This window comes from Bradyrhizobium sp. Kon58 (assembly GCF_055807455.1).
Genome location: NZ_JBVVOT010000004.1, coordinates 95,275 through 118,464, shown reverse-complemented (window position 1 = coordinate 118,464; position 23,190 = coordinate 95,275). Strand labels below are relative to the sequence as shown.

The window sequence follows — 23,190 nt, the reverse complement described above, 5'->3', positions numbered from 1 at the left end:
GCCTTCGCTGGCTTCGCCAGCTACGGCTCGGCAAGCCAGCTCCGCTCCATCGTAGCGAAGCTAGCGAAGGCTGCCGCGGCGTAGCCCGAAGGGCAAAGCCGGGCTTCAGCAGATCAGAAGTGGATGTAAGCTCTCCCTCGACAACTGGGGAGTGTGCTGTGAAGTACGTCTACATCCTTGAAAGCCTCAACTCGCTCCACTTCTACGTCGGGATTACCGACGATCTGCGCGCCCGACTGACAAAGCACAATGCTGGCGAGGTGCCCCACACCTCGAAATACGGGCCTTGGCGTCTCAAGACTTACGTTGCGTTCAGCAACGAGAAGCAAGCCGTAGCATTCGAGAAGTATCTGAAGTCAGCGTCCGGTCGCGCCTTCGCCAAGAAACGGCTCTAACCCCTACTCCCCGATCACCGCATTCAGCCGATCGCGCAACGCCACAATCTCGTCCTTCATCGCGACCAGTTCCGAGACTGAACAATCCGACGCCGCCAGGATCGATTGCGGCACGGCGCGGGCCTTGTCCTTCAGGGCGTGGCCCTGCGGGGTCAACGCGATCAGCACCTGACGCTCGTCCTCGCTCGAGCGCGTGCGCTTGACGAGGTGGGCCGCCTCGAGCCGCTTGAGCAGCGGCGTCAGCGTACCCGAATCCAGGTGCAGCTTTTCGCCGATGTCCTTGACCGGCACGTCGTCGCGCTCCCACAGCACCAGCATCACCAGATATTGCGGATAGGTCAGGCCGAGCCGGTCCAGCAGCGGCTTGTAGACGCGGTTGAAGGCATGCGCGGCCGAATAGACCGCGAAGCAGATCTGGTTTTCGAGGCGCAGCGGCGCGTCCGCTGCCGAATGTTTCCGGGGCATGGAGAATCTCACAGGACTTGCTCCATTCTGGGGCCGGCCGGCGGCATATTCAATTGCGAACAATTAAATGTGAGACCCCATAATTTCAATTGCGCGCAATCTAATTGTTTGAGATAAAGATCGCACCCCACCCGAAAACACAGGGAGACGAAAATGTCAGTGAACGTCCTTTACAAGACCAGCGCAAAAGCCACCGGCGGCCGCGACGGCCATGCTGCGACCCTCGACGGCGCGCTCGACGTCAAGCTCACCACGCCGAAGGAACTCGGCGGCGGAGGCGGTGCCGGCAACAATCCCGAGCAGCTGTTTGCGGCGGGCTATGCCGCCTGCTTCATCGGCGCGATGAAGTTCGTATCCTCGCAGGGCGGCCCCAAGGTTCCGGCCGACGCTTCCGTGACCTCGACCGTCGGCATCGGCCCGCGCGCGGCCGGCGGCTTCGGTCTCGACATCGACCTTGCCGTCTCGCTGCCGGGCCTCGCCCGCGCGGAAGCCGAGGCGCTGGTCGAGAAGGCACACCAGGTGTGCCCGTATTCCAACGCGACGCGCGGCAATGTCGACGTCCGCCTGACGGTCGTCTGATCGGGTAACTGAAGCGGCTGGCCCGGGATCCCCCTCGGGCCGGCCGCTTCGCTTGATTTGCCATCCCGCGGGATTGCGGCGAGCGGCCTGCATGACGCCCTACGCGGGAAGCCATTGCCGGCTCGGACGAACCTCGTTAGGCCTGTGATCATATCGACACAGGGGACGCGAAGGCATGACTGAAGCCGCCAGTTCTGGAGCCGCCACGGGTGCAATGAGCGGCCTGCGCGTCATCGATCTCACGCGCGTGCTCGGCGGTCCCTATTGCACCCAGATCCTCGCCGACCACGGCGCCGACGTGATCAAGGTCGAGCCGCCCGCAGGCGACGAGGTGCGCGACTGGGGCCCTCCCTTCCACGAGGAGGACGCGGCCTATTTCATCGGCATCAACCGCAACAAGCGCTCGATCGGCCTCGACCTCGCCTCCGAGGGCGGCCGGGCCGTGCTGCTCAAGATGCTGGAGAGCGCCGACGTCCTGATCGAGAACTTCAAGCCGGGCACGCTGGAGAAATGGGGCATCGGCAACGAGAGCTTGCGGGAAAAATTTCCGCGCCTCGTGCATTGCCGGATCTGCGGCTTCGGCGCCGACGGCCCGCGCGGCGGCAATCCCGGCTATGACGCCATCATCCAGGCCATGACCGGCATGATCGCGGCGACCGGCTCGCCCGAGAGCGGACCGATGCGCATCGGCGTGCCGCTGGTCGACATCGGCACCGGCCTCTATGCGGCGATCGGCATCCTGATGGCGCTGTCGGAGCGGCAGCGCTCGGGCCAGGGCCAGTTCCTGGAGACCACGCTGTACGAGACCGGCCTCGCCATCATGCATCCGCACACCGCGAATTATTTCATGCATGGCAAGCCGCCGGCGCTCACCGGCAACGAGCATCCCAACCTCGTGCCCTATGCGATCTTCCCGACCAAGACCGACAACATCTTCATCGGCGTCGGCAATGACGGCACCTTCCGCAAGCTCGCCAAGGAGATCGGCAAGCCCGAGCTCGGCACCGATCCGCGCTTTGCCCGCAACAAGGACCGCATCGCCAATCGCGAGGCTCTGCGGGCCGAGCTCGCCGCCGTGTTCAGCCAGCACGAGGCCGAGCCGCTGTGCAATCGCCTGCTCGCCGCGGGCCTGCCCGCAGGGCCCGTACAGAAGATCGACCAGGCGTTGACCAACCCGCACACGATCGCGCGCGGCGATATCATCGAGAAGGATTGGTACAAGGGCGTGGCGTCGCCGATCCGGCTCGATCGCAGCAAGCCGAGCCTGCGGCGCCTGCCGCCGAAATTCAGCCAGCATGCGGCCGAGGTGCTGGGCGAGTTCGGCTACTCCAGGTCCGAGATCGACGCGATGGTCGAGCAGGGCACGGTCTGCGGACCCGAGCGCAAGCGCTAGCGCCTCGCCTTCCACATCCGACGGCAATGCCGCACTGCGGCGCGGGCGCTCTGTGCACCGCGAACGGAGGACGCTGCGCGCGCGGCATTCGCCTATTTGACGACTTCCCTTTTGCCGCGCTTGCCGCTTTCGTTTCGGCCGCTTACACAGTCATGTGAACGTCATATGGCGCTGCTAGCGCAAGCGATCATTTTTGACGGCCCAAGAGAACGGCCAAGGGAGGTTTACTTGATGGCTCTTAGACACTTTGGAGCGGCTGCCGCTATTGCGCTCACGGTTGGACTATCGGCCTCGCCGGCCTTGGCCGTGACCGAAATCCAGTGGTGGCACGCGATGACCGGCGCCAACAACGACGTCATCGTCAAGCTCGCCACCGATTTCAACGCGTCGCAGAGCGACTACAAGGTGATCCCGACCTACAAGGGCAACTATCCCGATACGATGAACGCCGGCATCGCGGCGTTCCGCGCCGGCAACGCCCCGCACATCATGCAGGTGTTCGAAGTCGGCACCGCGACCATGATGGCCGCGACCGGCGCCGTGAAGCCCGTCTACAAGCTGATGGCCGACGCCGGTGAGAAGTTCGATCCCAAGATCTACCTGCCCGCCATCACCGGCTATTATTCGACGTCCAAGGGCGAGATGCTCTCATTCCCCTTCAACTCGTCCTCGACCGTGATGTGGGTCAACCTCGACGAGCTGAAGAAGGCGAACGTCGAGATCCCGAAGACCTGGCCCGAAACGTTCGAGGCCGCCAAGAAGCTGAAGGCTGCCGGTCATGACACCTGCGGTTTCTCCGGCTCCTGGGTCACCTGGGTCAACCTCGAGCAGCTCTCGGCCTGGCACAACGTGCCGCTCGCCAGCAAGGCCAACGGCCTCGACGGCTTCGACACCGTGCTCGAGTTCAATGGACCGCTTCAGGTCAAGCACCTCGAAACCCTGGTCGAGCTGCAGAAGACCAAGACGTATGATTACGCCGGCCGCACCAATACCGGCGAGGGTCGCTTCACCTCCGGCGAGTGCCCGATCTACCTGACCTCGTCGGCGTTCTTCGGCAACGTCAAGGCGCAGGCCAAGTTCGCCTTCACCGCCGTGCCGATGCCGTATTATCCTGATATCAAGGGCGCACCGCAGAACTCGATCATCGGCGGCGCTTCGCTGTGGGTGATGGGCGGCAAGTCGGCTGAGGAATACAAGGGCGTCGCAAAGTTCCTGACCTTCCTCTCGGACACCGATCGCCAGGTCTATATCCACAAGGCCTCGGGCTATCTGCCGATCACCAAGGCGGCCTATGCCAAGGCGAAGGAAGAGGGCTTCTACAAGGACCAGCCCTATCTTGAGACCCCGCTGCTCGAGTTGACCAACAAGGAGCCGACCGAGAATTCGCGCGGTCTGCGCCTCGGCAATATGGTGCAGCTGCGTGACGTCTGGTCGGAAGAGATCGAGCAGGCGCTGGCCGGCAAGAAGACTGCCAAGCAGGCGCTCGATTCCGCGGTCGAGCGCGGCAACACGATGCTGCGGCAGTTCGAAAAGACCGCCGTAAAATAAGGCGAAGACGCCGGCAGGCCGCACGGCCTGCCGGCGTCGCCCATCATGCAAAAGCAAGCCATTTTCCAGTCAAGACTGTTACCGTACGCGCTGGTTGCGCCGCAGCTCGCGATCGTCCTGATTTTCTTCTATTGGCCGGCGCTGCAGGCGGTGATCCAGTCCTTCCTGCTCCAGGATGCGTTTGGGCTGTCGACCACCTTTGTCTGGTTCGAGAATTACGTCGAGCTGTTCAAGGACGCGGCCTATTTCGAGGCGATCGTCCGGACCTTCTTGTTCTCGTTCGCCATCGCGGTCTCGTCGCTATCCTTCGCGCTGCTGCTCGCCGTGATGGCGGACAAGCCGCTGCGTGGCTCGATGCTCTACCGCACGCTGCTGATCTGGCCCTATGCGGTGGCGCCGCCCGTGGTCGGCGTGCTCTGGATCTTCATGCTGCATCCCTCGCTCGGCGTGCTCTCGCGCTATCTGCGCAACATGGGCATCGACTGGAATCCGCTGCTCGACGGCGACCAGGCCGCCGCTCTGATCATCCTCGCCGCCGCGTGGAAGCAGATCTCCTATAATTTCCTGTTCTTCCTCGCCGGCCTGCAAGCGATTCCGAAGAGCGTGTTCGAGGCCGCCGCGATCGACGGCGCCCGTCCGATGCGGCGGTTCTGGACCGTGACCTTCCCGCTGCTGTCGCCGACCATCTTCTTCCTGCTGGTGGTCAACATCGTCTACGCCTTCTTCGACACGTTCGGCATCATCGACACCATGACCCGCGGCGGTCCCGGAACGTCCACGGTCACGCTGGTCTACAAGGTCTATTCCGACGGCTTGCTCGGCGGCAATCTCGGCAGCTCGGCGGCGCAGTCGGTGATCCTGATGGTTATGGTCATCGTGCTCACCGGAATCCAGTTCCGCTTCGTCGAACGCAAGGTGACCTACTGATGGTCGAGGAAGAGGGCTTCCGGCGCTACATCGCCCACGCCATTTTGTGGATCGGGATCGCGATCGTCGCCTTCCCCGTCTACATCGCGTTCGTCGCCTCGACCCAGGACAACGCGCTGATCGCCAACGGGCAGATGTCGCTGTTGCCGGGCGGCCATTTCTTCGAAGTCTACTACCAGACCATTTTCGTCGGCACGAGCGGATCGACCCGCGAGCCCGTCGGCAACATGATGCTGAACTCGCTGGTGATGGCGCTGCTGATCGCGGTCGGCAAGATCGCGATCTCGATCATCTCGGCCTATGCGATCGTCTATTTCCGCTTTCCGTTCCGGATGCCGATCTTCTGGATCATCTTCATCACCCTGATGCTGCCGGTCGAGGTCCGCATCTATCCGACCTACAAGATCGTCGCCGATCTGCACATGCTCGACAGCTATGCGGGCCTGTCGCTGCCGCTGATCGCCTCGGCCACCGCGACGCTGCTGTTTCGCCAGTTCTTCATGACGGTGCCGGACGAGCTGCTGGAGGCCTCGCGCATCGACGGCGCGGGTCCCCTGCGCTTCTTCTGGGATACGCTGCTGCCGCTGTCGCGCACCAACATGGCGGCGCTGTTCGTGATCCTCTTCATCCTCGGCTGGAATCAATATCTCTGGCCGCTGCTGATCACCACCCGTGACGACATGCAGACCATCCAGGTCGGCATCCGCAAGATGATCACCACCACCGACGCGCTGACCGAATGGCCGATCGTGATGGCGACCGCCGTGCTTGCGATGCTGCCGCCGGTGTTCGTCGTCGTCGTGATGCAGAAATTGTTCGTGCGCGGACTCGTGGAGACGGAAAAGTAGATCCCATGGCTAACGTCACCCTGCGCAACGTCCGCAAGACCTACCCCGGCGGCTTCGAGGCCATCAAGGGCGTCAACGTCGATGTCGGCGACGGACAGTTCTGCGTGCTGGTCGGTCCCTCCGGCTGCGGCAAGTCGACATTGCTGCGCATGGTCGCGGGCCTCGAAACCGTCACCGGCGGCGAGATCGACATCGGCGGCCGCATCGTCAACCAGATCGAGCCCGCCGACCGCGACATCGCGATGGTGTTCCAGAACTACGCGCTCTATCCGCATATGAGCGTCTTCAACAACATGGCCTACGGCCTGCGCAACCGCGGCATGAAGGAGGCCGAGGTCAAGACCCGCGTCGACGAAGCCGCGCGCGTGCTCGAGCTCACATCCATGCTGGAGCGCAAGCCGCGCCAGCTCTCCGGCGGCCAGCGCCAGCGCGTCGCCATGGGCCGCGCCATCGTGCGCCAGCCCAAGGTGTTCCTGTTCGACGAGCCGCTGTCCAACCTCGACGCAAAGCTCCGCATCGCGATGCGGGTCGAGATCCGCAAATTGCAGCGCCGGCTCAACACCACGTCGATCTACGTCACCCACGACCAGCTCGAGGCGATGACGCTCGCCGACGTTCTCGTGGTGATGAATGGCGGCCAGGTCGAGCAGGTCGGCAATCCGCTCGCGATTTACGAGAAGCCGGCGACGACTTTCGTCGCCTCCTTCATCGGGGCACCGCCGATGAATCTGATGTCGATTCGCGCCGATGAAATCAGATCGCAGCTCGGCAGCACCGATGCCGGCATCCTTGGCATCCGCCCGGAGGATTTCGTCATCACCGACCAGACGCCGGCGGGCGGCATCGCCCTTCCGCTCACCGTGGAAGCGATCGAGCGCGTCGGCGCCGAAACCTTCGTCTACGGTACGCGGGCTCAGGACGAGCAGCGCATCGCCGCCAATCCCGGCGAGCTGCCACCCGGCGAGGTCATCGTCCGCATTCCCGGCTCGGAGGCGCCGCCGATCGGTGAGAAGATCCGCGTCGCAGCAATGCGCCAAAAGCTGCATCTGTTCAGCGGCGACGGCCGGACGCGGATCGAGGCCTGACCGGTTCCACAGGGCCGTCGATTAAAAACCGCGAAAACAACCCCATGCACAGTAGAAGGGGGTTTGTTTTCGTTGAGAGAATTCGGCCGGCTAACTCGTCGTCATGCCCGGGCTTGTCCCGGGCATCCACGTTCTTCACGCGCGAGTAAAGGTCGTGGATGGCCGGGACAAGCCCGGCCATGACGATGCGGAAGCAACGGTGCACGTAAGCGGAAATGGCCAATCCACAGCCCCCGCTACGTCCTTGAACCTACACGCGGATATGCCCATATTGCTGATCAAGGGGTGCCTTGACGGGCCCTGATGCACCAAAGTCGCTTCGAGAGGACTTTGTAAACTATGTCTCGTGTTCCCACGCTTTCCAGTCCGTTCCTTTTGGGCTTCGACGAGATCGAGCGCGTGCTCGATCGGGTCGTCAAAGGTGCCGACGGTTACCCTCCCTACAATATCGAGAGGTGCGACCGATCGGAGGGCCAGCCCGAGCGGTTGCGAATCACGCTGGCGGTCGCCGGATTCACCCGCGACCAACTCGATGTAACCATTGAGGAAAACCAGCTCGTCATTCGCGGACGGCAGCAGGACGACAAGACCCGGCAATACATCCATCGCGGCATCGCCGCGCGCCACTTCCAGCGCACCTTCGTGCTGGCGGAGGGGATGCTGGTGCTGGGTGCGGATCTGAAGAACGGATTGCTGGCGATCGATCTAGCCCGGCCGGAACCGGAGAGGATCGTTAAGACAATCGCTATCAATGAGCACGAATAATGGAACGAGTAGCGGACTCGACCGCTTAGTGTTCCAGAGGAGTCGAGACCATGAGTGAAGGTCACGTTGCGTTCGAATACGAAGCCAAGAACGTCTCGCCAGAGACGCTGGCAACCCTCGGCGAAGGCCATATCGCCTATGTGAAGCAGATCCGCTCCGAGGATGTGCCGGGCCTGTTTCCCGAAGCGCCGAAGATCGCGCCGGGCCTCAAGCTCTTCGCGCTCCACGCCGCCGACGGCACGCCGATCATGCTGACCGACAGCCGCGAAGCCGCGATCGCCAACGCCTGGAGCAACGAGCTGCAAGCGGTGAGCGTGCACTGAGCACGCGCACGTCGCACGAATAGAGTTTCAAGCGGGCATGCCTTCGCAGGAAGGCGTGCCCGTTTTGCTTTGACGGCCGAATTCGGATACTCTAAATTCTGGTTGATCCGACCAGAAGGCACAGCATGTCGACAAAGCGTCCCTCGTCGAAGAAGCGCCCCCAATCCGGGCGATGGAGCCTTCAGGATGCGAAGACTCACCTCAGCCAGATCGTCAGGGAGGCCCAACGCACCGGACCGCAGCGCGTTACGCTGCACGGGAAGGACGCCGCGGTTATTATCGCGGCAGAGGAATTCGATCGCCTCCAACGTCCCGTGAGCGGCCGCGACATCGTTTCGGTCCTTGCCAAATCGCCGTTGGGCGATGTGGAATTTGAACGCCTGACGATCAAATCCAAAGTTCGGGACGTCGAGCTTTGAGAGGATGGCTGCTCGATACCAATGTGGTTTCGGAACTACGCCGGCCCAAACCCAATCCTGACGTTGCCGATTTTGTCGCCAGCCAAAACGGCGATGATCTCTATGTCACCGAGGTCACCTTCGCCGAAATCGTCTACGGCATCGAACAACTGTCCGATCCCACCAGACGCACAGACCTTCGATCGTGGTTAGACAACACGCTGCGACCGCTGTTTGCGGGGCGGGTTCTTCCCATCACCGAAGATGTCATCGTGCGGTGGAAAACGATGGTCATCGAGGGCCGCAAGCGCCGCCATACGTTCGGGCAGCCTGACTTGTTCATCGCGGCTATCGTCGCGCTACAGGATCTGATTGTTGTTACACGTGATATCGACGAATTCGTCGAAGCGCGCGTGCCGGTGTTTGATCCGTGGACGCACAAATTCTACTGCCACGGCGACGAGACGCTCATGCGGCCACCCGTGACTCTCGAAGCGATATCGAGTTTGTAGCAAAGCAGATCGTCCCAAGCCCCACGGAAGATGGCGGCCCCGGCTCCGCGATCACTTCACAAAGCCGAGTCCTTCGCGCGCCGTGTCCACGGCCCATTTGTCGCTCAGTGGCAGCGCGAGCACGCTGTTGAAATCCGCGCGCGCATGTTTGGGGTTGGACATCATCATGTAGAGGAGGGCACGATTGACCAGGGCGAGCTGGCTGTTCGGATCGAGCCGGATCGCCTCGTTGTAGTCGGCGAGCGCGCGATCGTGCTGTCCCATATCCCGAAACAGACCGGCGCGACTGTTGTAGGCCTCCCAATTCCCCGGCTGTAATCGGATTACTTCGTCGAAATCGGCAAGGGCGCGTTTGTCGTCGCCCTTTCCGTGCAGGACGACGCCGCGAACGAGATAGGCCTTTGCGAAATACGGTCTCATCCTCGTCACGTCATCCAGTTCCCGGATGGTGCTGTCGGCATCGTCCTTCTTCAGGAACACCATGGCCCGGCAGTAGTGGCCGCCGGCATTTCCGGGTTCCAGGCGGACGGCGCTGTCGCAATCGTCCAGAGCTGCATCGATCTCGCCCTTGTGGGAGCGAATGGTGCTTCGCAACTCGTAGGGCCAGGCGGCGGCCGGATTGCGCTGCATCGCCTCGCTGTAATCGGCGACGGCGTGATCGGTGTCGCCCTTCGCTGCATACGCCTCCCCTCGCATGACGAGCGCACGGTAAGCCTGCTTGGGGCTGCGTTCGATGGCCTCGGTGAAGCCGGCGATCGCACGATCGAAATCGCGCCTGTTGAAATATTCCTCGGCGCGCGAGGTGTAGGACGGTCCATAATTTGGGTCGAGGCGAATGGCCTCGTTGTAGTCGATCATGGCGTGATCGCCATCGCCCTTCGCCGAATAGGCGCGACCGCGGCAATTATAGGCCCGCCCGAAATTCGGATCGATCCGGATCGCGGCGCTGCAATCCTCGAAGGCGCGATTCCAGTCGTGCTTGATGTAGTAGGCTTCGCCGCGCAGCTCGTAAGCGACCGCATTGGTTGCATCGGCCGCAATGATCTCGGTCTTCTCCGCGATGACGCGGTCGGTGGACGCCTCGTCGGCGCGGGCCACGGCGGTGGCGGCAATGGTGACGGAGCAAAGCAGACCGAAAACCCGCCCGATCGAACCGCACATCATCTTGCAAAATCCCCGCGCCGAAAACCGTGCCGGAGACGATCTATCGCAGCGCCCGGCTGCACAATATGTCGCAGACGGCGCTGCGTCGGTTCGAGGGAGAAGGTTAAGCCGCAGTCGCCGGCGGCAGCGCCAGCACGGAATAGATCGCCTGGGCATCGCGCGAGGCGCGGAGCTTTTTGGCGATGTCCTGGTCGCGCAGCAGGCGGGCGATGCGGGCCAGCGCCTTGAGGTGATCGGCGCCGGCGCCTTCGGGGGCGAGCAGCAGGAAGACGAGATCGACCGGCTGGCCGTCCATCGATTCGAAATCGATCGGACGATCGAGGCGCGCAAACAAGCCGAAGATCTTTTCCAGCTTGGGCAGCTTGCCGTGGGGAATGGCGACGCCGTAGCCGACCGCTGTGGTGCCGAGCTTCTCGCGTTGCAGGAGCACCTCGAACACGGACCGTTCATTCTGCCCGGTCAGCTCGGCGGCCTTGGCCGCGAGTTCCTGAAGCGCCTGCTTCTTGCTGTTGACCTTCAATGCCGGGAGAATCGCCTCGGGCGCGACCAGATCGGTAATCGGCATGGAAGTCTTCCGAGGTGAATGAAAACGTCAGGTTCCGAATTGGCCAGCCTGGACAAAGAACCTGGGCGGGCCGACATCAAGAAGTTGAAGCAGGAGGCGGACTTAGCTCGCCCCTGATGTGGGGGGCTTCTACTCCAACGCAATCCCGGTGCCAACTCCCGCGTGCAGCTTTGCCCCGGTCATTGTTAAGGCGGAAAGGGGCACCCGGCGCCGGGCCGCAGGGTGTCGCCAGCCGCCTCAGGCCTTGCCGTCCGCCTTGACCCCCGGGGGGTCGATCCAGCCGACATTGCCGTCCGCCCGGCGGTAAATGATGTTCACCCGGCCCGAGGAGCCGTGCTGAAACACCAGGCAGGGCGCCCCGCTGAGGTCGAGTTCCATGACCGCTTCGCTGACGGACAGCGGCTTCAGCGAGGTGGTGGCCTCGGCGATGATGACGGGGCTGTAGCCGGTGATTTCGTCCTCGTCCTCACCTTCGCCCGGGGCCTCCAGCACGTAGCTGGTGGCATCCATGGCGGCCAGCGCCGCGGAGGCGACATGGGCCTTGCGGGCGGAGCGGTCCTTGAGCCGGCTCTTGTAGCGCTTGAGCCGCTTCTCGATCATTACCAGGGCCTGGTCGGCACTGGCATAGGCATCCGGTGCGTTCGAATCGGCCTCGAGCGTGATTCCCGAATCAAGATGCAGTGCACAGTCGGTGCGGAAGCCGAAGCCGTCCTTGCTCAGCGTGATGTGACCCGAGTAATTGCCGTCGAAATATTTGCGCAGGACCTCTTCAGTCCGGTCGGTGACGCGGCCGCGCAGGGCCTCGCCGACATTGACGCTCTTTCCCGAGATGCGGAGAGTCATGTGAACCTCGCTTGGTTCGTGCCTGGCCAGGATCGGGCCCGATAGCGGATCGAGAGTAGCGCGATTTGGCGCCGGCGCAATCAGGCCGGTTCGGGATTGCGGGAGCGATCGGCCATGGCGGTGGAGAGGACGTTACCAAGAGCGCTCTGCTTGTCGCGACGGCGTTGCACCGAGGACGGAATGCGCATCGCTTCGCGGTACTTCGCGACCGTGCGGCGGGCGATATCAATGCCCGAGCCGCGCAAGCGTTCCACGATGGTGTCGTCGGACAGGATCGCGGATGGCGCCTCCGCATCGATCAGCAGCTTGATGTGGTGACGCACGGCTTCGGCCGAATGCGCCTCGCCGCCATCGGCCGAGGCGATCGAGGCCGTGAAGAAATATTTCAGCTCGAACGTGCCGCGATTGGTCGCCATGTATTTGTTGGCGGTGACGCGCGACACCGTGGATTCATGCATCTGGATGGCGTCGGCGACGGCCTTCAGATTCAGCGGTCGTAGATGCGCCACGCCATGGGTGAAGAAGCCGTCCTGCTGGCGCACGATCTCGGTTGCGACCTTCAGGATGGTGCGGGCGCGTTGATCGAGCGCGCGCACCAGCCAGGTCGCGTTCTGAAGCGCGTCGGTGAAATACGACTTGTCGCCGTCCTTGCCGATCTTCTTCGAGAGCTGCGAATAGTAGGTCTGGTTGACCAGCACGCGCGGCAAGGTGTCGCTGTTGAGCTCGACATGCCAGCCGCCATCGGGTCCCGGGCGGACATAGACATCGGGCACCATGGTCTGGAGCCGGGCCGTGCCGAACTTCATGCCGGGCTTGGGATTGAGCCGGCGGATCTCGCCGATCATGTCGGCGATGTCCTCGTCGTCGACGCCGCAGAGCTTGCGCAAGGCCGCGACGTCGCGCTTGGCAAGGAGATCGAGATGCTCGACCAGGGCCTGCATCGCGGGATCGTAGCGGTCGAGCTCGCGGAGCTGGATTGCCAGGCATTCGCTCAGATTGCGCGCGCAGACGCCGGGCGGATCGAATTTTTGCAGCACGGCAAGAACGTTCTCGACGTCCTGTTGCGATGCGCCCAGCCGTTCGGCGGCCTGGCCGAGATCGCCCGGCAAATAGCCGGCCTCGTCGACGAGGTCGATCAAATACTGGCCGATCATGCGCTGCGCGGCCCCGGTGAAGGCAACCGAGAGCTGCTCGGCGAGATGGTCGCCGAGCGTAAGCTCCGCGGCGACGAAGGCTTCGAGATTGTAGTCCTCGTCACCGGAGGCGCCGCCGCCCCATTCGGTATAGGTGGTCGGCGCCGCATCCTGGGCGTTGCGCGCGGCCGCCTCGGCCGGTTCCTCGGAGAAGACGTTGTCCAGCCCGGTGTCCATGGTCTGCTCGATCTCGGCGCGGGTGCCGAGATCCTTGCTCATCCACTCTTCCTGGCCGGGCTCGAAGGCTTCGCCCGGGCCGCCGCCCGGCTCGTCGTTGTGGCCGCCATCGCTGTCGTTGAACTGGCCGGTCTCGGCCGGGCCCTCGCCCGCAGGCGGCTCGTCATTGGCCCGCTCCAGCAGCGGGTTACGCTCGAGTTCCTCTTCGACGAAGGTCGTGAGATCGAGATTGGACAATTGCAGCAGCTTGATCGCCTGCATCAACTGCGGCGTCATGACCAGCGACTGCGATTGCCGGAACTCTAATCTCTGCGAAAGCGCCATGAAGCAAGAACCGATCCCAAAAAGTTGGTCCGATTTTTGCTTATCCTAGTCCAAGCCCGATGTACACGTCTTGACGAATTGGAAAAACGGGCTAGAGGCGGAATTCCTCGCCAAGGTAAAGGCGGCGCACGTCCGGATCGGCCACGATCTCATCCGGGCTCCCCTCGGTCAGGATCTCACCGGCATAGACGATGTAGGCGCGATCGGTAAGGCCGAGCGTCTCGCGCACATTGTGGTCGGTGATCAGCACGCCGATGCCGCGGTTGGTGAGGTGGCGGACCAAGTCCTGGATGTCGCCGACCGCGATCGGATCGATGCCGGCAAAGGGCTCGTCGAGCAGCATGTAGTTCGGACGCGTCGCCAGCGCACGCGCGATCTCGACGCGGCGGCGCTCACCGCCGGACAGCGCAATCGACGGCGATTTCCGCAGGCGCGTGATGTTGAATTCGTCGAGCAGCGAGTCGAGCTGCTGCTCGCGCTTCTTGCGCGAGGGCTCGACCACTTCGAGCACGGCGCGGATGTTCTGCTCGACGGTGAGGCCGCGGAAGATCGAGGCTTCCTGCGGCAGATAGCCGATGCCGAGCCGCGCACGCTGATACATCGGCAGCTTGGTGACGTCGTGGCCGTCGAGCTCGATCGCGCCGCGATCGGCCTTGATCAGGCCGGTGATCATGTAGAACACGGTGGTCTTGCCGGCGCCGTTGGGCCCGAGCAGGCCGACCGCTTCGCCGCGTCGCACATAGATGCTGACGCCGCGCACGACCTGGCGGCTGCCAAAACTCTTTTCCACGCTATGCACAGCCAGGAAGCCCGGCCGCTTCAAGAGCTGCGGCCCGCCGGACCCGTTGGGCCTGCCGGCAGCCCGCACAGGGTGAACCGCCTGGGCTCGGGGCGGCTCGGCCTGATAGTCGCCTTGATAGTCCCCTTGGAACTGATCGGGTGCATGCATCGGCTGGTTACGGGCGATCGGCGGCGCGTCCCTGACCGGGCTGGCCACGAGACCGCCGACGCTGTCACCGAGCGCGGTGATGTCCTGGCGCGCAAATCCTGGCCGGCCGCGTTTGGCGGGGCGCCGACGGAACATGCTGAAGAGATCGACCATCCCCGCCTTCTAGCCTTTCGCGACGATCCTGCGCGATATTCGCGCGATCTGCCGCGCCGGCCTCAGGATTCGCCGACGCAGCATGAATGAAGGGATGTCTCATGCCCAGTGAAACACGCCCGAAAAGCGGCGAACCCCGCTTCGAAAGCCCTTCGCGCTAGATACAGTCTCGGCGCGCAAGCTTCAACCTCGGATCGGGAGAGATCAACCCAACCATCTGAAATCATTCTTCAAATTTACTTTGACTGGCTTCAGCTCATTTGGGCTTGGTTGCGCCAGGCAATTGCAGAGGTCCCGCGCCGGGCTTGCCCGCGCCTCCGGATCCGCAATCATTGCCGCCGCCCTGCGGCAGCAGCGCCTGCACCCGGCCGCTGTCGGATTCCACACGCGACACGCCCGTGGTCATGTCGACCGCCAGCCGGTCGCCGCGCAGCACGTTCTTGCACTGCGTCAAGACGACGCCGCCAAGCATGGTGATGAGGTTGGTGCGGGTGTCGAACACGGCGGTCTCGCCCGTTACCACCTGGTCCTTCTGGGTGACGACGACATTGCCGCGCGCCTCCAGCCGCTTGATCGAGGAGTTGCCGCCCGGGCCCGGCGTCGCCGACTGCATCGGCGCCCCCTTTGTCGCCTTTGCCGCAGGCTGTGGCGTGGCCGGCTTGTCGCCGCCCGAATCATAAAACACCACCAGCGTTTTCGAGGTCATGGTGGTGTCGCCCTGAATGACCTTCACATTGCCGGAGAAGGTCGCTTCCTTTTTCTTGTCGCGCATCTCGAGCGAGGCGGCTTCGATCTGGATCGGCTGATCGCGGTTCTGCGAGAAGCCCTGCATCGCGTTGGGTACGCCTTGCATCGTGCTCTGCGCGACGGCCGCACCCGTTGCGACCAGTGCGATGCCGACGGCGAGTGCGGCCGCACCAGGGATGACGCGCCGCTTGTCGTCGTTGCGCGGGAAAAACCTGATCATGAAAATCACTTTGAATTGGCAGACTTGTTCTGGGGCGTACGTGTCTTCGCCGCCGGCGTGGGTTCGGCCGGCGCAGGCGCGCTGGCCGCAGGGTCGTCCAGCTTATCGAGGTGCATCACCACATTGCCTTCGAAGCGGATGACGTCGCCGCCCTCCGTGATCCGCAGCCGATCGGCGGTCAGCGTTCCGTTGGTCAGCTTGACGTCGACATGCTCATCCGAGGAGACCGTGCCCTTGCCCATGTCGACAAAGGCCGAGTTCAGCCGCGCCTCGTAGCCGGTCGAGGTGCGCAGGAAGATGTCCTTGTGCAGGTCGAGCTGCTGTTGCTTGTTGTCGAACCTTCCGGTGCGGGCATCGAGGAACAGGGTCGATTGGTCTTCCATCAGCACTTTCGCGCGCAGATCATGGAGATCGACATGATCGGGATCGGTGATGTCCTGGGTCGCGGTCTTGGCCCAGAGCTCGTAGGGCCGCTGATCCGGGGTGAAGCCGGACATATGCGGCGATTCCATCGTGATCTTGGTGCCTGTGACCACGAGATTTCCGGAGTCGAGCTTCACGGGGATCTGGAACGGGTTGAAAATGGTCGAGATAAGGACGAGCAGACCCATTGCCGCAGCCACTGTCGCCGGCACCGCGACGCGCAGAATCCGCACCAGGCGGCTGTGGCGCGCCGCGCTGGCGAACTTCGCCGCAAGCGCGGCGTCGTAGGTGACATTATGGGCCGAATTCACCTGGGCTCCTGAGGTGTCGCCCGCCTTGTCCGGCTGGCGGGCGCCCCATTGTAGCCGGCAGCGCCAAAATATGCAGCCAGCGACAGGCCGTTACGAAAGTGTCTGAAACGGGGCGACCGCCCCACGCGGCCATTCCGCGAAACGCTAGGAATGCGCGAATATGTCCTGTTCGGCCCAGCCTTGGAGGTCAAGCAAGGCGCGGGTCGGCAGGAAGTCGAAACAGGCTTTGGCCAGCGCGGTGCGGCCTTCCCGCGCCAGCATGGCATCGAGCCGCTCGCGCAAGCCGTGCAGATGCAGCACGTCGGAGGCGGCGTAGGCGAGCTGCGGCTCGGTCAGGCTGTCGGAACCCCAATCGCTCGATTGCTGCTGCTTGGAGAGGTCGACATTAAGGACCTCGCGCACGAGGTCCTTGAGACCATGGCGGTCGGTATAGGTGCGGATCAGGCGGGAGGCGATCTTGGTGCAGTAGATCGGCCCGGTCATGACGCCGAACGTCTGGTACAGCACCGCGACGTCGAACCGCGCGAAGTGGAAGATTTTCGTGTTCGCGGGATTGGCCAAAAGGGCCTTCAGGTTCGGCGCGTCGGTATGACCTTTGGGGATCTGCACCACGTCCGCGCTGCCGTCGCCGGGCGAGAGCTGCACCACGCAGAGCCGGTCGCGATGCGGGTTCAGGCCCATGGTCTCGGTGTCGATCGCCACCGCTCCGGTGTAGCGGGACAGATCGGGCAGGTCGCCGCGGTGCAGGCGTACGGTCATGACGTTTCAAACCTCAATCGAATCGGTGGGCTTTTGCAGGCTAATCCCCGGGACAGACGCTGGCGAGGGCCGGCCGCGATGTATCCGCTGGCAGCCGCCGGCGCAAGCATCCGACGCGGCTAGTAGTTCAGGCGCACGAGCACGTCATTGACGCCGAAGGGGCTGGCGAACGTATCGCACGCGCCGCGCCGCGCGAAGACGCAGGCCGGCTTGTCATCGCTCATCATTGCGCAACTTCGTGGCGAGAAATCCGCCGGCAATTCGCTGGCCAGGCTCGCCGGGCCGATGATGCGGTTGAACCCGGCCTGGTGCGTCTTCACCACAGCCGGAAGTCGCCCCTTGGCCAGGGGGTCATCCCGATAAAAGGAATAGATCGGGCGGCGGGCCGCGAGCTGCCCGCGTCCGGGCACAAAGGGATAGTTGATCCCGTACAGGGCCAGACCGCAAAATTCAGGATCGGCCTCGAGCTCCGCCATCAACTGGGCCACGCCGATGCCGCGCATCCAGTTGTCACGCATGATGAGCGTTGCGCCCGACAGACCGAGCGAGAGCAGCAGCCAGCCGCCACATACGACGGCAAGTGAGCGCCACGCGCGTTGCCGGCGCATCATCTGGACCCAATCGGCGGAGCCAAGTGCGGCCACGATGATCAGCAGAGCGATCGACAGGAAAATGAAACGGTATTCCTTGTGCACGATCATGCTGTGAAACGCGACGTTGACGACGGCCGCGACGATCAGCAGGGGGGCATGTCGCCAGCCGCGCCAGAGCGCCAGCAGCATCAGCAGTGTCGCTCCCGACCACAGAATTGAAGCCTGGAGAATGTAAGCGGCCGCGGGCGCGTCACCGAATTCCGATGCGCGGTCATGCAGGAGGTTTTGCTGAATATTCTGAACAAGCCACGCAAACGGCGCTGAGCCGTGGGCAAGGTCGAGGGCGCCGGACAGCACCAGGACCACGCATCCGCCCGCGACCAGGGCGATCGCGTTTCGCAGGTCGCGCCAGCACGCCGCCAACGCAAACACCGCGCAAGCCGGTACATATTGAAAGCGCCAGACGCAGGCGAGAGCAAGCAATGCGCCCGCGGTGAAGAGCCGGTTTCGCGCCAGTTCGCCCGTCAGCAGATAGGCCGCCGGCAGGATCACGGCCGTCGCCAGCGGTTCGCTCAGCGTGTGGGGCGCGTAATAGACCAGCTCGAACCAGACCGCGGCGGCAAACGCCGCAACGACGGCATGCGACCGGGAGATGCGTTCGCCGAAATGCCAGGCCGTGACGACGATCGACAGCGAGGCAAGCCCGACCACCAGGCGAGGCACGACGAAGGCACCCCACCCGCCCGGCGCAAGCCAGTCTCCGAGAGCGACCGGCCCTGCGAACAAGGTCGGAAGAAACCAGCTCCGGATGCCGTCGCGCCATTCCCAGGTGACGACCCCCTGGTGGCCAAGCAGGCGCCAGGCCTGCTCCAGATATTGATACAGTTCGTCGACGTGAACGATGTTCGGCCAGAAGGCGAGCGGCAGCCGGACTGCCGCAGCCAGCAGCAGCAATGCGCACAAGGCGCCGTACCGCGTCGCGAAGCTTTTGGCTTTGACGGCGGGCGCGATGGCGGGCAGAGCTGCGGCGCTGGTCGTCATTGTGTTTTGGCTTCGCCAGCCAAACCGGATTGGGGCCTGACGTAAACGGTCACGTAAGCGCCGGTGTATTGCTCGCGCCAGCCTCGCCGCTCCACCAGGAACTGCCGCAGCTGTTCGTGCGCCTTGACCCACAGCACGGCGTCGATCCGGTATTTGTCGAGCACCATGTCCCATGCGGCTTCGTCGATTTCCCAGCTCACCAGCTTGAAATAATCGCGCAGCAGATCGTCCGGATAGGCGGTCGCGGCGCGGCCATCGACGAACGGGCGAACGGTGCCGTGCGTTGCGAAAATCAGGTAGCCGCCGACATTCCAATGGTTCAGGACCCGCGCATCGGTGAGATGCTTTTGCAGATAGCCGGCATCTTCGCTCGACAGCATCGTCGGGAGTGCGAGCGCCGGCGCAACGCGCAAGTAAGCCAGCGGCAGGGTGCCGAGACCGACGATGCCGGCGGCCAGCAACGCTCCGCGCACGTCAACGGCGGTGAGACGCCGAGGCAGCAAGCGGCTGAGGTGAAGCGCCATCGGCGCGGTGGAGAAGATGAAGAAGAACGCGATGTACCTGAACTGATACAATCCCAGAATCAGGAACAGCCAGGACATCAATCTCGGTTCGAGCGGGATGGGCCTGGAGTTTCTGTAGCGAAGCTCGATCGCGACGAAAGTGAGCATGTACAGGATGCCGGGAATGCTGCCGGGTATTTGAATGTTGTCGGAGTAGGACCGCCATTCGGTAATATTACCCTGGACGAAGTGCCCCATCGTCGCGGCGGCGCCGGCATAGATATTCCAGCCGAGCGGATTGACGAATGTCGCAGCGAGGCACCCGATCCCGGCGAGAGCAAGGACCCTGAGATCGGCCCAGGCGCCTCTGAGCAAGGCGGCGCCGCAGAAGACGCCAATCACGAAAAAGCCGAGCAGGAAACCGCCGTGCAGATTGGCCCAAAACGCCATCAACACGGGAAGCACGAACCATCGCGTGCGTCGCAGGCATTCGCGATAGAAGACGACGCAGAACAACATCGTGCATGTATTCGGCGCGACCGCGAGATACATGTTCGGCGCAACTTCGTAGGCGGGATAGAGCAGGCAGGCGAGGAAGACCGCCACGCAAACCGCGATCGCCGAGGCGCCGTAGCCGAGAGAGATCGCAATCAGGATGCCGGCGATCGCTGCGCCACAGGCCACCGTCGACAGGACGAGGCCGCCGAAGCCCGCGTATTGAAGCGTCGCACTGGCAAGCGCGTCCCAGAGCCAGGACAGATTGAGCCACGGCTTGTCGCCGTGGGTGAACGACCAGGGGTCGTGGAGCGGGATGGCGTTGCGTTCCCGGATGAGATCCCCGGCCGCCAGATGCCAGCCCAGATCGTAGTGACCGAGCAGAAGCGGCGCGTTCAAGACGTAGAACAGGGAGATGAACGAGATCAGGAACAGATAAATTCCCGATCTCAGGAAGAGCGCGCTGATCGCGTTCGCAACCCTGTCGAATGCCGGCTCGTGCCAGACCTGGTGCTGATCCACCGCTTCCCTCACGACAAAGCGAGCCCGATGGCTCCGCGCTCGCCGACGGCCGGATGCGAGCCTGCCCGCTGACTTAGGGCCAAGTTGTCTAAAGTCGGGTAAATTCGGACGGCGCAATCGAGGGGGTTTGGCGGAATGAAATTCCTCTCGACGGCCGGCTTCGAAAGCCTCCAAGCGGCTGTTCCGACTTGAAAATTTTAACGCCCAAGAGGCAGAGGCCGTGCGTGCCTTAACCGGTCCCGCCGTCATTATTCGTCAGCGTAGCTCCTGTTCCACATTCAGGTGAACCAACGCTGGGCCTTCGATGACCAAAGTTGCATGTATCACCTATTGGTCGAAAATCTCGTAAGTCAGGTCAAGGCGCATTCAAAGGCAGTGATTGGAGAGGGCGTAGCCGAAGCCGCATACCCTCTCGTTTTCCCTTCGCGCGCGCCGTCCGGCCCTTCCGCCACACCCGCCGGTCTACCGTCTCGCTGAGCTTCATGCGCTCGCAGTGGTATTGTGTTGCATATTTTCGATGCGCCGAACGGAGATCTCCAATGAAGCTCAAACTTGCCGCCGCGATGCTCGCCGCAGGCCTCCCGCTCGCATCGATGGCTTTCGCCCAAGGCATCGGGCCAGCCGACCTTGCGGTGATCGATGGCTGCCTGAAGACCGCGGAGAAAACCGGCGGTTTCGGCGGCGCGTGCGTCGGGCTCGTCGCCGACCCCTGCATCAAAGCGGCAGAGGGCGCGAATGACGATGTCGCCAAATGGAAAGCCTGCGCGGCGCGCGAACTCGCCGTTTGGACGCAGAAAACCAATGAGGCGCTAAAGAAAGTTCAGGCCGGCGGGTTCGCCGACGTGATCAAGGCGGTCAATGACTCGCAGAAAACTTTCGCCGCCTCGCGTGATCGCTTCTGCGCGGTCTTCGACAAGGTCGAGCACGGCATGTACCCGGGCGACGCGAGCTACTGCCGCCTGCGCGAGACCGCGAACCGCTCGCTGAGCCTGATCAAGCTCGGCGCCGCGGTCAACGAGCACTGAGAGCTCCTGAGCGACTGAAGCCAGCCGCCTCCAGATTGCCTGCGATCCGAGCCGACCCGACGAGCGATTACTCCGGTGGGCGCAAACCGGATGAGGAAAGCCATTGGCTCATGTGCGAGCCGGTTTGGGGCGCTGCCCACTCCCTCAACTGCGTAAAGGTCCTTACAGTTCCTGCAGTGGAAACTACGCCGCCAAATACATGACTGAGTGGGTCGCCGGGACCGTCGAATCCATCAGCGTTGCTCACGGCCCATTCTCCGAAAGAAAAACCCGGCCAGCAGTACCGACCGGGTCAGTCAAGGGGAGGACGACAATGCGTCTTCTTATCCGGCAACGAGGCGTATTTTGAGCCGTTCCAACCCAAGTGCGAGTCGCTACCGCGCCGTGAAAACTTGATGATCCAGGTTAATCTCAAGCTCGGCTTCGCGGATGGCTCATGGGCCGGAACCCCACCCATTCGCATAAGTTAACTCCGTGAGGTAGTCTCCATGAGTCATACGGTTCTAGTAGTAGATGATGATCCGGGCGTATTGGACGTGATCGCATCCATGCTCGACGACCTTGGCTGCAAAGTCGTTTGTGCGCACAGCGGCCCGGAAGCTCTCGATACGTTGGCGAAGAATGAAGACGTTTCGATCCTCATCACGGACATCAACATGCCGGGTATGGACGGTCATGAGCTGGCCGAACTTGCCACGCGGGTTCGCCCGACACTGAAAGTTCTACAGCTATCGGGCCGAGAGCGAAGGCGTGATGGCTTCCCATTGCTCAGGAAACCGTTCTCTGAGGAAGACCTCGCTCGCGTCATGGAACAAACGACGGGACTTTGTTAGCGCAGCAGAGTCGCTAAACAGCGCTCAAGCTCGTCCATTGGGAATGGCTTTTGAAGCACGGGATAATCCTTGAAGCTCTTGGGTACGCCGCCCGCGCCGTATCCGCTCGCGAAGGCAAACGGAATTCCCCTGCCTCGTAGCGCTTCTGCGATGGGTTCAGAGCTATGGTCGCCAAGCTGTATGTCGAGAATGGCGGCATCCACGCCGGGTGCAGAGGCAAGCATAAGCCCGCCCTGCAAATCGTTAGCTTCACCTGCGACGGTATGACCTAGCTCCGCCAGCATGTCCGCGATCATCATGCGGATGAGCGCCTCGTCTTCCACCAAAAGCACTGACGCCATACCGCCCTACCCCACCACATCGCACTGATTAGCGTCTCAAGTGATGCCGTGTCGCTACTGTGCATTCCTCTTGGGCCAGTTGGCGGTGGCAGACGCCCGAAGACCGGCCGCACGAAGATCATTCAGCGTATGCTGGCCCTCCTCCGCCGCCCTCAAAAGATGTTTAGCGATACGTTTTCGGATTTCGTGGTCGCCACCATTGGGAAGCTCGCGGCAGACCTCTTCTAGCACCACTTCCATGTTCGACTTGACGCGTTCGGATAGGCTCATGGCACCTGTCCTGTTCCTAGCCCGGAACCTAATTTGCCGCAGCGTGTTTTCTTGTCAAGAGTGGCCGAATCCACCCAGCCACCATGGTGTGCCGCTGCCGGAGATCGGGCAGATGATCGATGCTTTAATGCGTTACCTTGAAAGAGCCGTCGCGTTCGAGCGGCTTGCTGCCAATGAGAGCGCCCCTGATTTGAAAGCCAATCTCGAGCGCCAAGCGACAGCTTACCGAAAGCTGGCCGCGATGCGCGCGGAGGGGATGGGGCTTCCGCCGCCTAGCCAACCGTTGCAGCCGCCGCATCCTTGAGAGTGTCCAGGGATCGAGGACGCTCACAACGTCATTCCGTACTCCCCGTAGGTAGTGATCGGGAGCGCGGTCTACCCCATGAGTGTTAGTTGACACTGATGGACAATAAAAGCGCAGCCAACGGAACCGAAATGCCTCAAGTGCGGATTGCAGCTTCCGAAGTTTCAGACGTTCCTTGATCCACTAACAGGCCGCAG

27 protein-coding genes are annotated in these 23,190 nt (G+C 62.8%); 14 read left to right on the top strand and 13 right to left on the bottom strand.

Annotation, left to right across the window (positions count from 1 at the left end):
- Window positions 1-158: 158 nt before the first annotated feature.
- Window positions 159-395 carry a GIY-YIG nuclease family protein gene (locus tag AC0L20_RS09340; protein ID WP_456766989.1) on the top strand — a complete coding sequence of 79 codons (237 nt, stop codon included), beginning with the start codon at window positions 159-161 and terminating at the stop codon, window positions 393-395.
- 3 nt (window positions 396-398) lie between these two features.
- Here AC0L20_RS09340 and AC0L20_RS09335 read toward each other — a convergent pair whose 3' ends face one another.
- On the bottom strand, window positions 399-860 hold the full coding sequence (locus AC0L20_RS09335) for a MarR family winged helix-turn-helix transcriptional regulator (protein ID WP_473288279.1): 462 nt from the start codon (window positions 858-860) through the stop codon (window positions 399-401).
- Window positions 861-1,013: 153 nt separating this feature from the next.
- On the opposite strand from AC0L20_RS09335, the gene AC0L20_RS09330 reads away from it, so the two are divergent.
- The 10 genes from AC0L20_RS09330 to AC0L20_RS09285 all read left to right on the top strand — a co-directional run bounded on the left by AC0L20_RS09330 (window position 1,014) and on the right by AC0L20_RS09285 (window position 9,238).
- Window positions 1,014-1,439 (top strand): organic hydroperoxide resistance protein, encoded by a 426-nt coding sequence (locus AC0L20_RS09330; protein ID WP_007598424.1) that lies wholly within the window; start codon window positions 1,014-1,016, stop codon window positions 1,437-1,439.
- Window positions 1,440-1,614: 175 nt separating this feature from the next.
- Entirely contained in the window at window positions 1,615-2,832 is a 1,218-nt protein-coding gene (locus AC0L20_RS09325; protein WP_473288278.1) for a CaiB/BaiF CoA transferase family protein, read from the top strand.
- Window positions 2,833-3,063: 231 nt separating this feature from the next.
- Complete coding sequence (gene ugpB / locus AC0L20_RS09320; RefSeq protein WP_473288277.1) at window positions 3,064-4,380, top strand: sn-glycerol-3-phosphate ABC transporter substrate-binding protein UgpB; 1,317 nt, start codon at window positions 3,064-3,066, stop codon at window positions 4,378-4,380.
- Window positions 4,381-4,425: 45 nt separating this feature from the next.
- Window positions 4,426-5,307, top strand: a complete 882-nt coding sequence (gene ugpA, locus AC0L20_RS09315) for a sn-glycerol-3-phosphate ABC transporter permease UgpA (RefSeq protein ID WP_027566174.1) — start codon at window positions 4,426-4,428, stop codon at window positions 5,305-5,307.
- Window positions 5,307-6,155, top strand: coding sequence for a sn-glycerol-3-phosphate ABC transporter permease UgpE (gene ugpE / locus AC0L20_RS09310; protein ID WP_354168476.1), 849 nt, complete (start codon window positions 5,307-5,309; stop codon window positions 6,153-6,155). Before ugpA ends, ugpE begins: the two co-directional genes overlap by 1 nt.
- Window positions 6,156-6,160: 5 nt before the next feature.
- Window positions 6,161-7,240, top strand: coding sequence for a sn-glycerol-3-phosphate import ATP-binding protein UgpC (locus AC0L20_RS09305; protein ID WP_473288276.1), 1,080 nt, complete (start codon window positions 6,161-6,163; stop codon window positions 7,238-7,240).
- A 339-nt stretch (window positions 7,241-7,579) separates the two neighbouring features.
- Window positions 7,580-8,005: an Hsp20 family protein gene (locus AC0L20_RS09300; RefSeq protein WP_007598583.1), complete on the top strand. Its 426-nt coding sequence runs from the start codon at window positions 7,580-7,582 to the stop codon at window positions 8,003-8,005.
- A 50-nt stretch (window positions 8,006-8,055) separates the two neighbouring features.
- Window positions 8,056-8,328 carry a BQ00720 family protein gene (locus AC0L20_RS09295; RefSeq protein ID WP_007598581.1) on the top strand — a complete coding sequence of 91 codons (273 nt, stop codon included), beginning with the start codon at window positions 8,056-8,058 and terminating at the stop codon, window positions 8,326-8,328.
- Between the two features lie 125 nt (window positions 8,329-8,453).
- Window positions 8,454-8,747, top strand: coding sequence for a type II toxin-antitoxin system Phd/YefM family antitoxin (locus AC0L20_RS09290; RefSeq protein WP_219681904.1), 294 nt, complete (start codon window positions 8,454-8,456; stop codon window positions 8,745-8,747).
- A complete protein-coding gene (locus tag AC0L20_RS09285) occupies window positions 8,744-9,238 on the top strand; it encodes a PIN domain-containing protein (protein WP_473288275.1) in 495 nt (164 codons plus the stop codon). Before AC0L20_RS09290 ends, AC0L20_RS09285 begins: the two co-directional genes overlap by 4 nt.
- A gap of 51 nt (window positions 9,239-9,289) precedes the next feature.
- Here AC0L20_RS09285 and AC0L20_RS09280 read toward each other — a convergent pair whose 3' ends face one another.
- The 10 genes from AC0L20_RS09280 to AC0L20_RS09235 all read right to left on the bottom strand — a co-directional run bounded on the left by AC0L20_RS09280 (window position 9,290) and on the right by AC0L20_RS09235 (window position 20,220).
- A complete protein-coding gene (locus AC0L20_RS09280) occupies window positions 9,290-10,402 on the bottom strand; it encodes a tetratricopeptide repeat protein (protein ID WP_473288274.1) in 1,113 nt (370 codons plus the stop codon).
- Window positions 10,403-10,505: 103 nt separating this feature from the next.
- A complete protein-coding gene (gene ptsN / locus AC0L20_RS09275; RefSeq protein ID WP_027514736.1) occupies window positions 10,506-10,967 on the bottom strand; it encodes a PTS IIA-like nitrogen regulatory protein PtsN in 462 nt (153 codons plus the stop codon).
- Between the two features lie 237 nt (window positions 10,968-11,204).
- Window positions 11,205-11,810: a ribosome hibernation-promoting factor, HPF/YfiA family gene (hpf, locus tag AC0L20_RS09270; protein ID WP_473288273.1), complete on the bottom strand. Its 606-nt coding sequence runs from the start codon at window positions 11,808-11,810 to the stop codon at window positions 11,205-11,207.
- An 80-nt stretch (window positions 11,811-11,890) separates the two neighbouring features.
- Entirely contained in the window at window positions 11,891-13,504 is a 1,614-nt protein-coding gene (gene rpoN / locus AC0L20_RS09265; protein WP_473288272.1) for an RNA polymerase factor sigma-54, read from the bottom strand.
- A 91-nt stretch (window positions 13,505-13,595) separates the two neighbouring features.
- Window positions 13,596-14,606, bottom strand: a complete 1,011-nt coding sequence (lptB, locus tag AC0L20_RS09260) for an LPS export ABC transporter ATP-binding protein (protein WP_473288271.1) — start codon at window positions 14,604-14,606, stop codon at window positions 13,596-13,598.
- 256 nt (window positions 14,607-14,862) lie between these two features.
- Window positions 14,863-15,573, bottom strand: a complete 711-nt coding sequence (locus AC0L20_RS09255; RefSeq protein WP_473288270.1) for an LptA/OstA family protein — start codon at window positions 15,571-15,573, stop codon at window positions 14,863-14,865.
- 5 nt (window positions 15,574-15,578) lie between these two features.
- The gene (gene lptC, locus AC0L20_RS09250) at window positions 15,579-16,307 is read right to left on the bottom strand and encodes an LPS export ABC transporter periplasmic protein LptC (protein ID WP_473288269.1); all 729 of its coding nucleotides are present in this window, start codon (window positions 16,305-16,307) and stop codon (window positions 15,579-15,581) included.
- A 144-nt stretch (window positions 16,308-16,451) separates the two neighbouring features.
- Window positions 16,452-17,066 carry a ribonuclease D gene (locus tag AC0L20_RS09245; RefSeq protein ID WP_027514742.1) on the bottom strand — a complete coding sequence of 205 codons (615 nt, stop codon included), beginning with the start codon at window positions 17,064-17,066 and terminating at the stop codon, window positions 16,452-16,454.
- A 119-nt stretch (window positions 17,067-17,185) separates the two neighbouring features.
- Complete coding sequence (locus tag AC0L20_RS09240) at window positions 17,186-18,700, bottom strand: glycosyltransferase family protein (RefSeq protein ID WP_473288514.1); 1,515 nt, start codon at window positions 18,698-18,700, stop codon at window positions 17,186-17,188.
- Window positions 18,697-20,220, bottom strand: coding sequence for a hypothetical protein (locus AC0L20_RS09235; protein WP_473288268.1), 1,524 nt, complete (start codon window positions 20,218-20,220; stop codon window positions 18,697-18,699). The genes AC0L20_RS09240 and AC0L20_RS09235 overlap by 4 nt, the downstream gene beginning before the upstream one ends.
- 563 nt (window positions 20,221-20,783) lie before the next feature.
- Between AC0L20_RS09235 and AC0L20_RS09230 the strand changes: the two genes are divergently transcribed.
- Together AC0L20_RS09230 and AC0L20_RS09225 are read left to right on the top strand one after the other, a co-directional pair.
- A complete protein-coding gene (locus AC0L20_RS09230) occupies window positions 20,784-21,245 on the top strand; it encodes a lysozyme inhibitor LprI family protein (protein ID WP_473288267.1) in 462 nt (153 codons plus the stop codon).
- A gap of 488 nt (window positions 21,246-21,733) precedes the next feature.
- On the top strand, window positions 21,734-22,078 hold the full coding sequence (locus AC0L20_RS09225) for a response regulator (protein ID WP_473288266.1): 345 nt from the start codon (window positions 21,734-21,736) through the stop codon (window positions 22,076-22,078).
- Here the strand turns inward: AC0L20_RS09225 and AC0L20_RS09220 are convergent.
- Entirely contained in the window at window positions 22,075-22,419 is a 345-nt protein-coding gene (locus AC0L20_RS09220) for a response regulator (RefSeq protein WP_473288265.1), read from the bottom strand. The genes AC0L20_RS09225 and AC0L20_RS09220 overlap by 4 nt on opposite strands.
- A 54-nt stretch (window positions 22,420-22,473) precedes the next feature.
- On the bottom strand, window positions 22,474-22,689 hold the full coding sequence (locus AC0L20_RS09215) for a hypothetical protein (protein WP_473288264.1): 216 nt from the start codon (window positions 22,687-22,689) through the stop codon (window positions 22,474-22,476).
- Between AC0L20_RS09215 and AC0L20_RS09210 the strand changes: the two genes are divergently transcribed.
- Window positions 22,688-22,993 carry a hypothetical protein gene (locus AC0L20_RS09210; protein ID WP_473288263.1) on the top strand — a complete coding sequence of 102 codons (306 nt, stop codon included), beginning with the start codon at window positions 22,688-22,690 and terminating at the stop codon, window positions 22,991-22,993. The genes AC0L20_RS09215 and AC0L20_RS09210 overlap by 2 nt on opposite strands.
- The last annotated feature ends 197 nt before the right edge of the window (window positions 22,994-23,190 follow it).

What these genes read in the sequence shown, in the direction of transcription:
- AC0L20_RS09335 (WP_473288279.1), bottom strand. Translation starts at nt 860, where the DNA reads ATGCCCCGGAAACATTCGGCAGCGGACGCGCCGCTGCGCCTCGAAAAC.
- AC0L20_RS09330 (WP_007598424.1), top strand. Translation starts at nt 1,014, where the DNA reads ATGTCAGTGAACGTCCTTTACAAGACCAGCGCAAAAGCCACCGGCGGC.
- AC0L20_RS09325 (WP_473288278.1), top strand. Translation starts at nt 1,615, where the DNA reads ATGACTGAAGCCGCCAGTTCTGGAGCCGCCACGGGTGCAATGAGCGGC.
- ugpB (WP_473288277.1), top strand. Translation starts at nt 3,064, where the DNA reads ATGGCTCTTAGACACTTTGGAGCGGCTGCCGCTATTGCGCTCACGGTT.
- ugpA (WP_027566174.1), top strand. Translation starts at nt 4,426, where the DNA reads ATGCAAAAGCAAGCCATTTTCCAGTCAAGACTGTTACCGTACGCGCTG.
- ugpE (WP_354168476.1), top strand. Translation starts at nt 5,307, where the DNA reads ATGGTCGAGGAAGAGGGCTTCCGGCGCTACATCGCCCACGCCATTTTG.
- AC0L20_RS09305 (WP_473288276.1), top strand. Translation starts at nt 6,161, where the DNA reads ATGGCTAACGTCACCCTGCGCAACGTCCGCAAGACCTACCCCGGCGGC.
- AC0L20_RS09300 (WP_007598583.1), top strand. Translation starts at nt 7,580, where the DNA reads ATGTCTCGTGTTCCCACGCTTTCCAGTCCGTTCCTTTTGGGCTTCGAC.
- AC0L20_RS09295 (WP_007598581.1), top strand. Translation starts at nt 8,056, where the DNA reads ATGAGTGAAGGTCACGTTGCGTTCGAATACGAAGCCAAGAACGTCTCG.
- AC0L20_RS09290 (WP_219681904.1), top strand. Translation starts at nt 8,454, where the DNA reads ATGTCGACAAAGCGTCCCTCGTCGAAGAAGCGCCCCCAATCCGGGCGA.
- AC0L20_RS09280 (WP_473288274.1), bottom strand. Translation starts at nt 10,402, where the DNA reads ATGATGTGCGGTTCGATCGGGCGGGTTTTCGGTCTGCTTTGCTCCGTC.
- ptsN (WP_027514736.1), bottom strand. Translation starts at nt 10,967, where the DNA reads ATGCCGATTACCGATCTGGTCGCGCCCGAGGCGATTCTCCCGGCATTG.
- hpf (WP_473288273.1), bottom strand. Translation starts at nt 11,810, where the DNA reads ATGACTCTCCGCATCTCGGGAAAGAGCGTCAATGTCGGCGAGGCCCTG.
- rpoN (WP_473288272.1), bottom strand. Translation starts at nt 13,504, where the DNA reads ATGGCGCTTTCGCAGAGATTAGAGTTCCGGCAATCGCAGTCGCTGGTC.
- lptB (WP_473288271.1), bottom strand. Translation starts at nt 14,606, where the DNA reads ATGGTCGATCTCTTCAGCATGTTCCGTCGGCGCCCCGCCAAACGCGGC.
- AC0L20_RS09255 (WP_473288270.1), bottom strand. Translation starts at nt 15,573, where the DNA reads ATGATCAGGTTTTTCCCGCGCAACGACGACAAGCGGCGCGTCATCCCT.
- AC0L20_RS09245 (WP_027514742.1), bottom strand. Translation starts at nt 17,066, where the DNA reads ATGACCGTACGCCTGCACCGCGGCGACCTGCCCGATCTGTCCCGCTAC.
- AC0L20_RS09240 (WP_473288514.1), bottom strand. Translation starts at nt 18,700, where the DNA reads ATGACGACCAGCGCCGCAGCTCTGCCCGCCATCGCGCCCGCCGTCAAA.
- AC0L20_RS09230 (WP_473288267.1), top strand. Translation starts at nt 20,784, where the DNA reads ATGCTCGCCGCAGGCCTCCCGCTCGCATCGATGGCTTTCGCCCAAGGC.
- AC0L20_RS09225 (WP_473288266.1), top strand. Translation starts at nt 21,734, where the DNA reads ATGAGTCATACGGTTCTAGTAGTAGATGATGATCCGGGCGTATTGGAC.
- AC0L20_RS09220 (WP_473288265.1), bottom strand. Translation starts at nt 22,419, where the DNA reads ATGGCGTCAGTGCTTTTGGTGGAAGACGAGGCGCTCATCCGCATGATG.
- AC0L20_RS09210 (WP_473288263.1), top strand. Translation starts at nt 22,688, where the DNA reads ATGGCACCTGTCCTGTTCCTAGCCCGGAACCTAATTTGCCGCAGCGTG.
- AC0L20_RS09215 (WP_473288264.1), bottom strand. Translation starts at nt 22,689, where the DNA reads ATGAGCCTATCCGAACGCGTCAAGTCGAACATGGAAGTGGTGCTAGAA.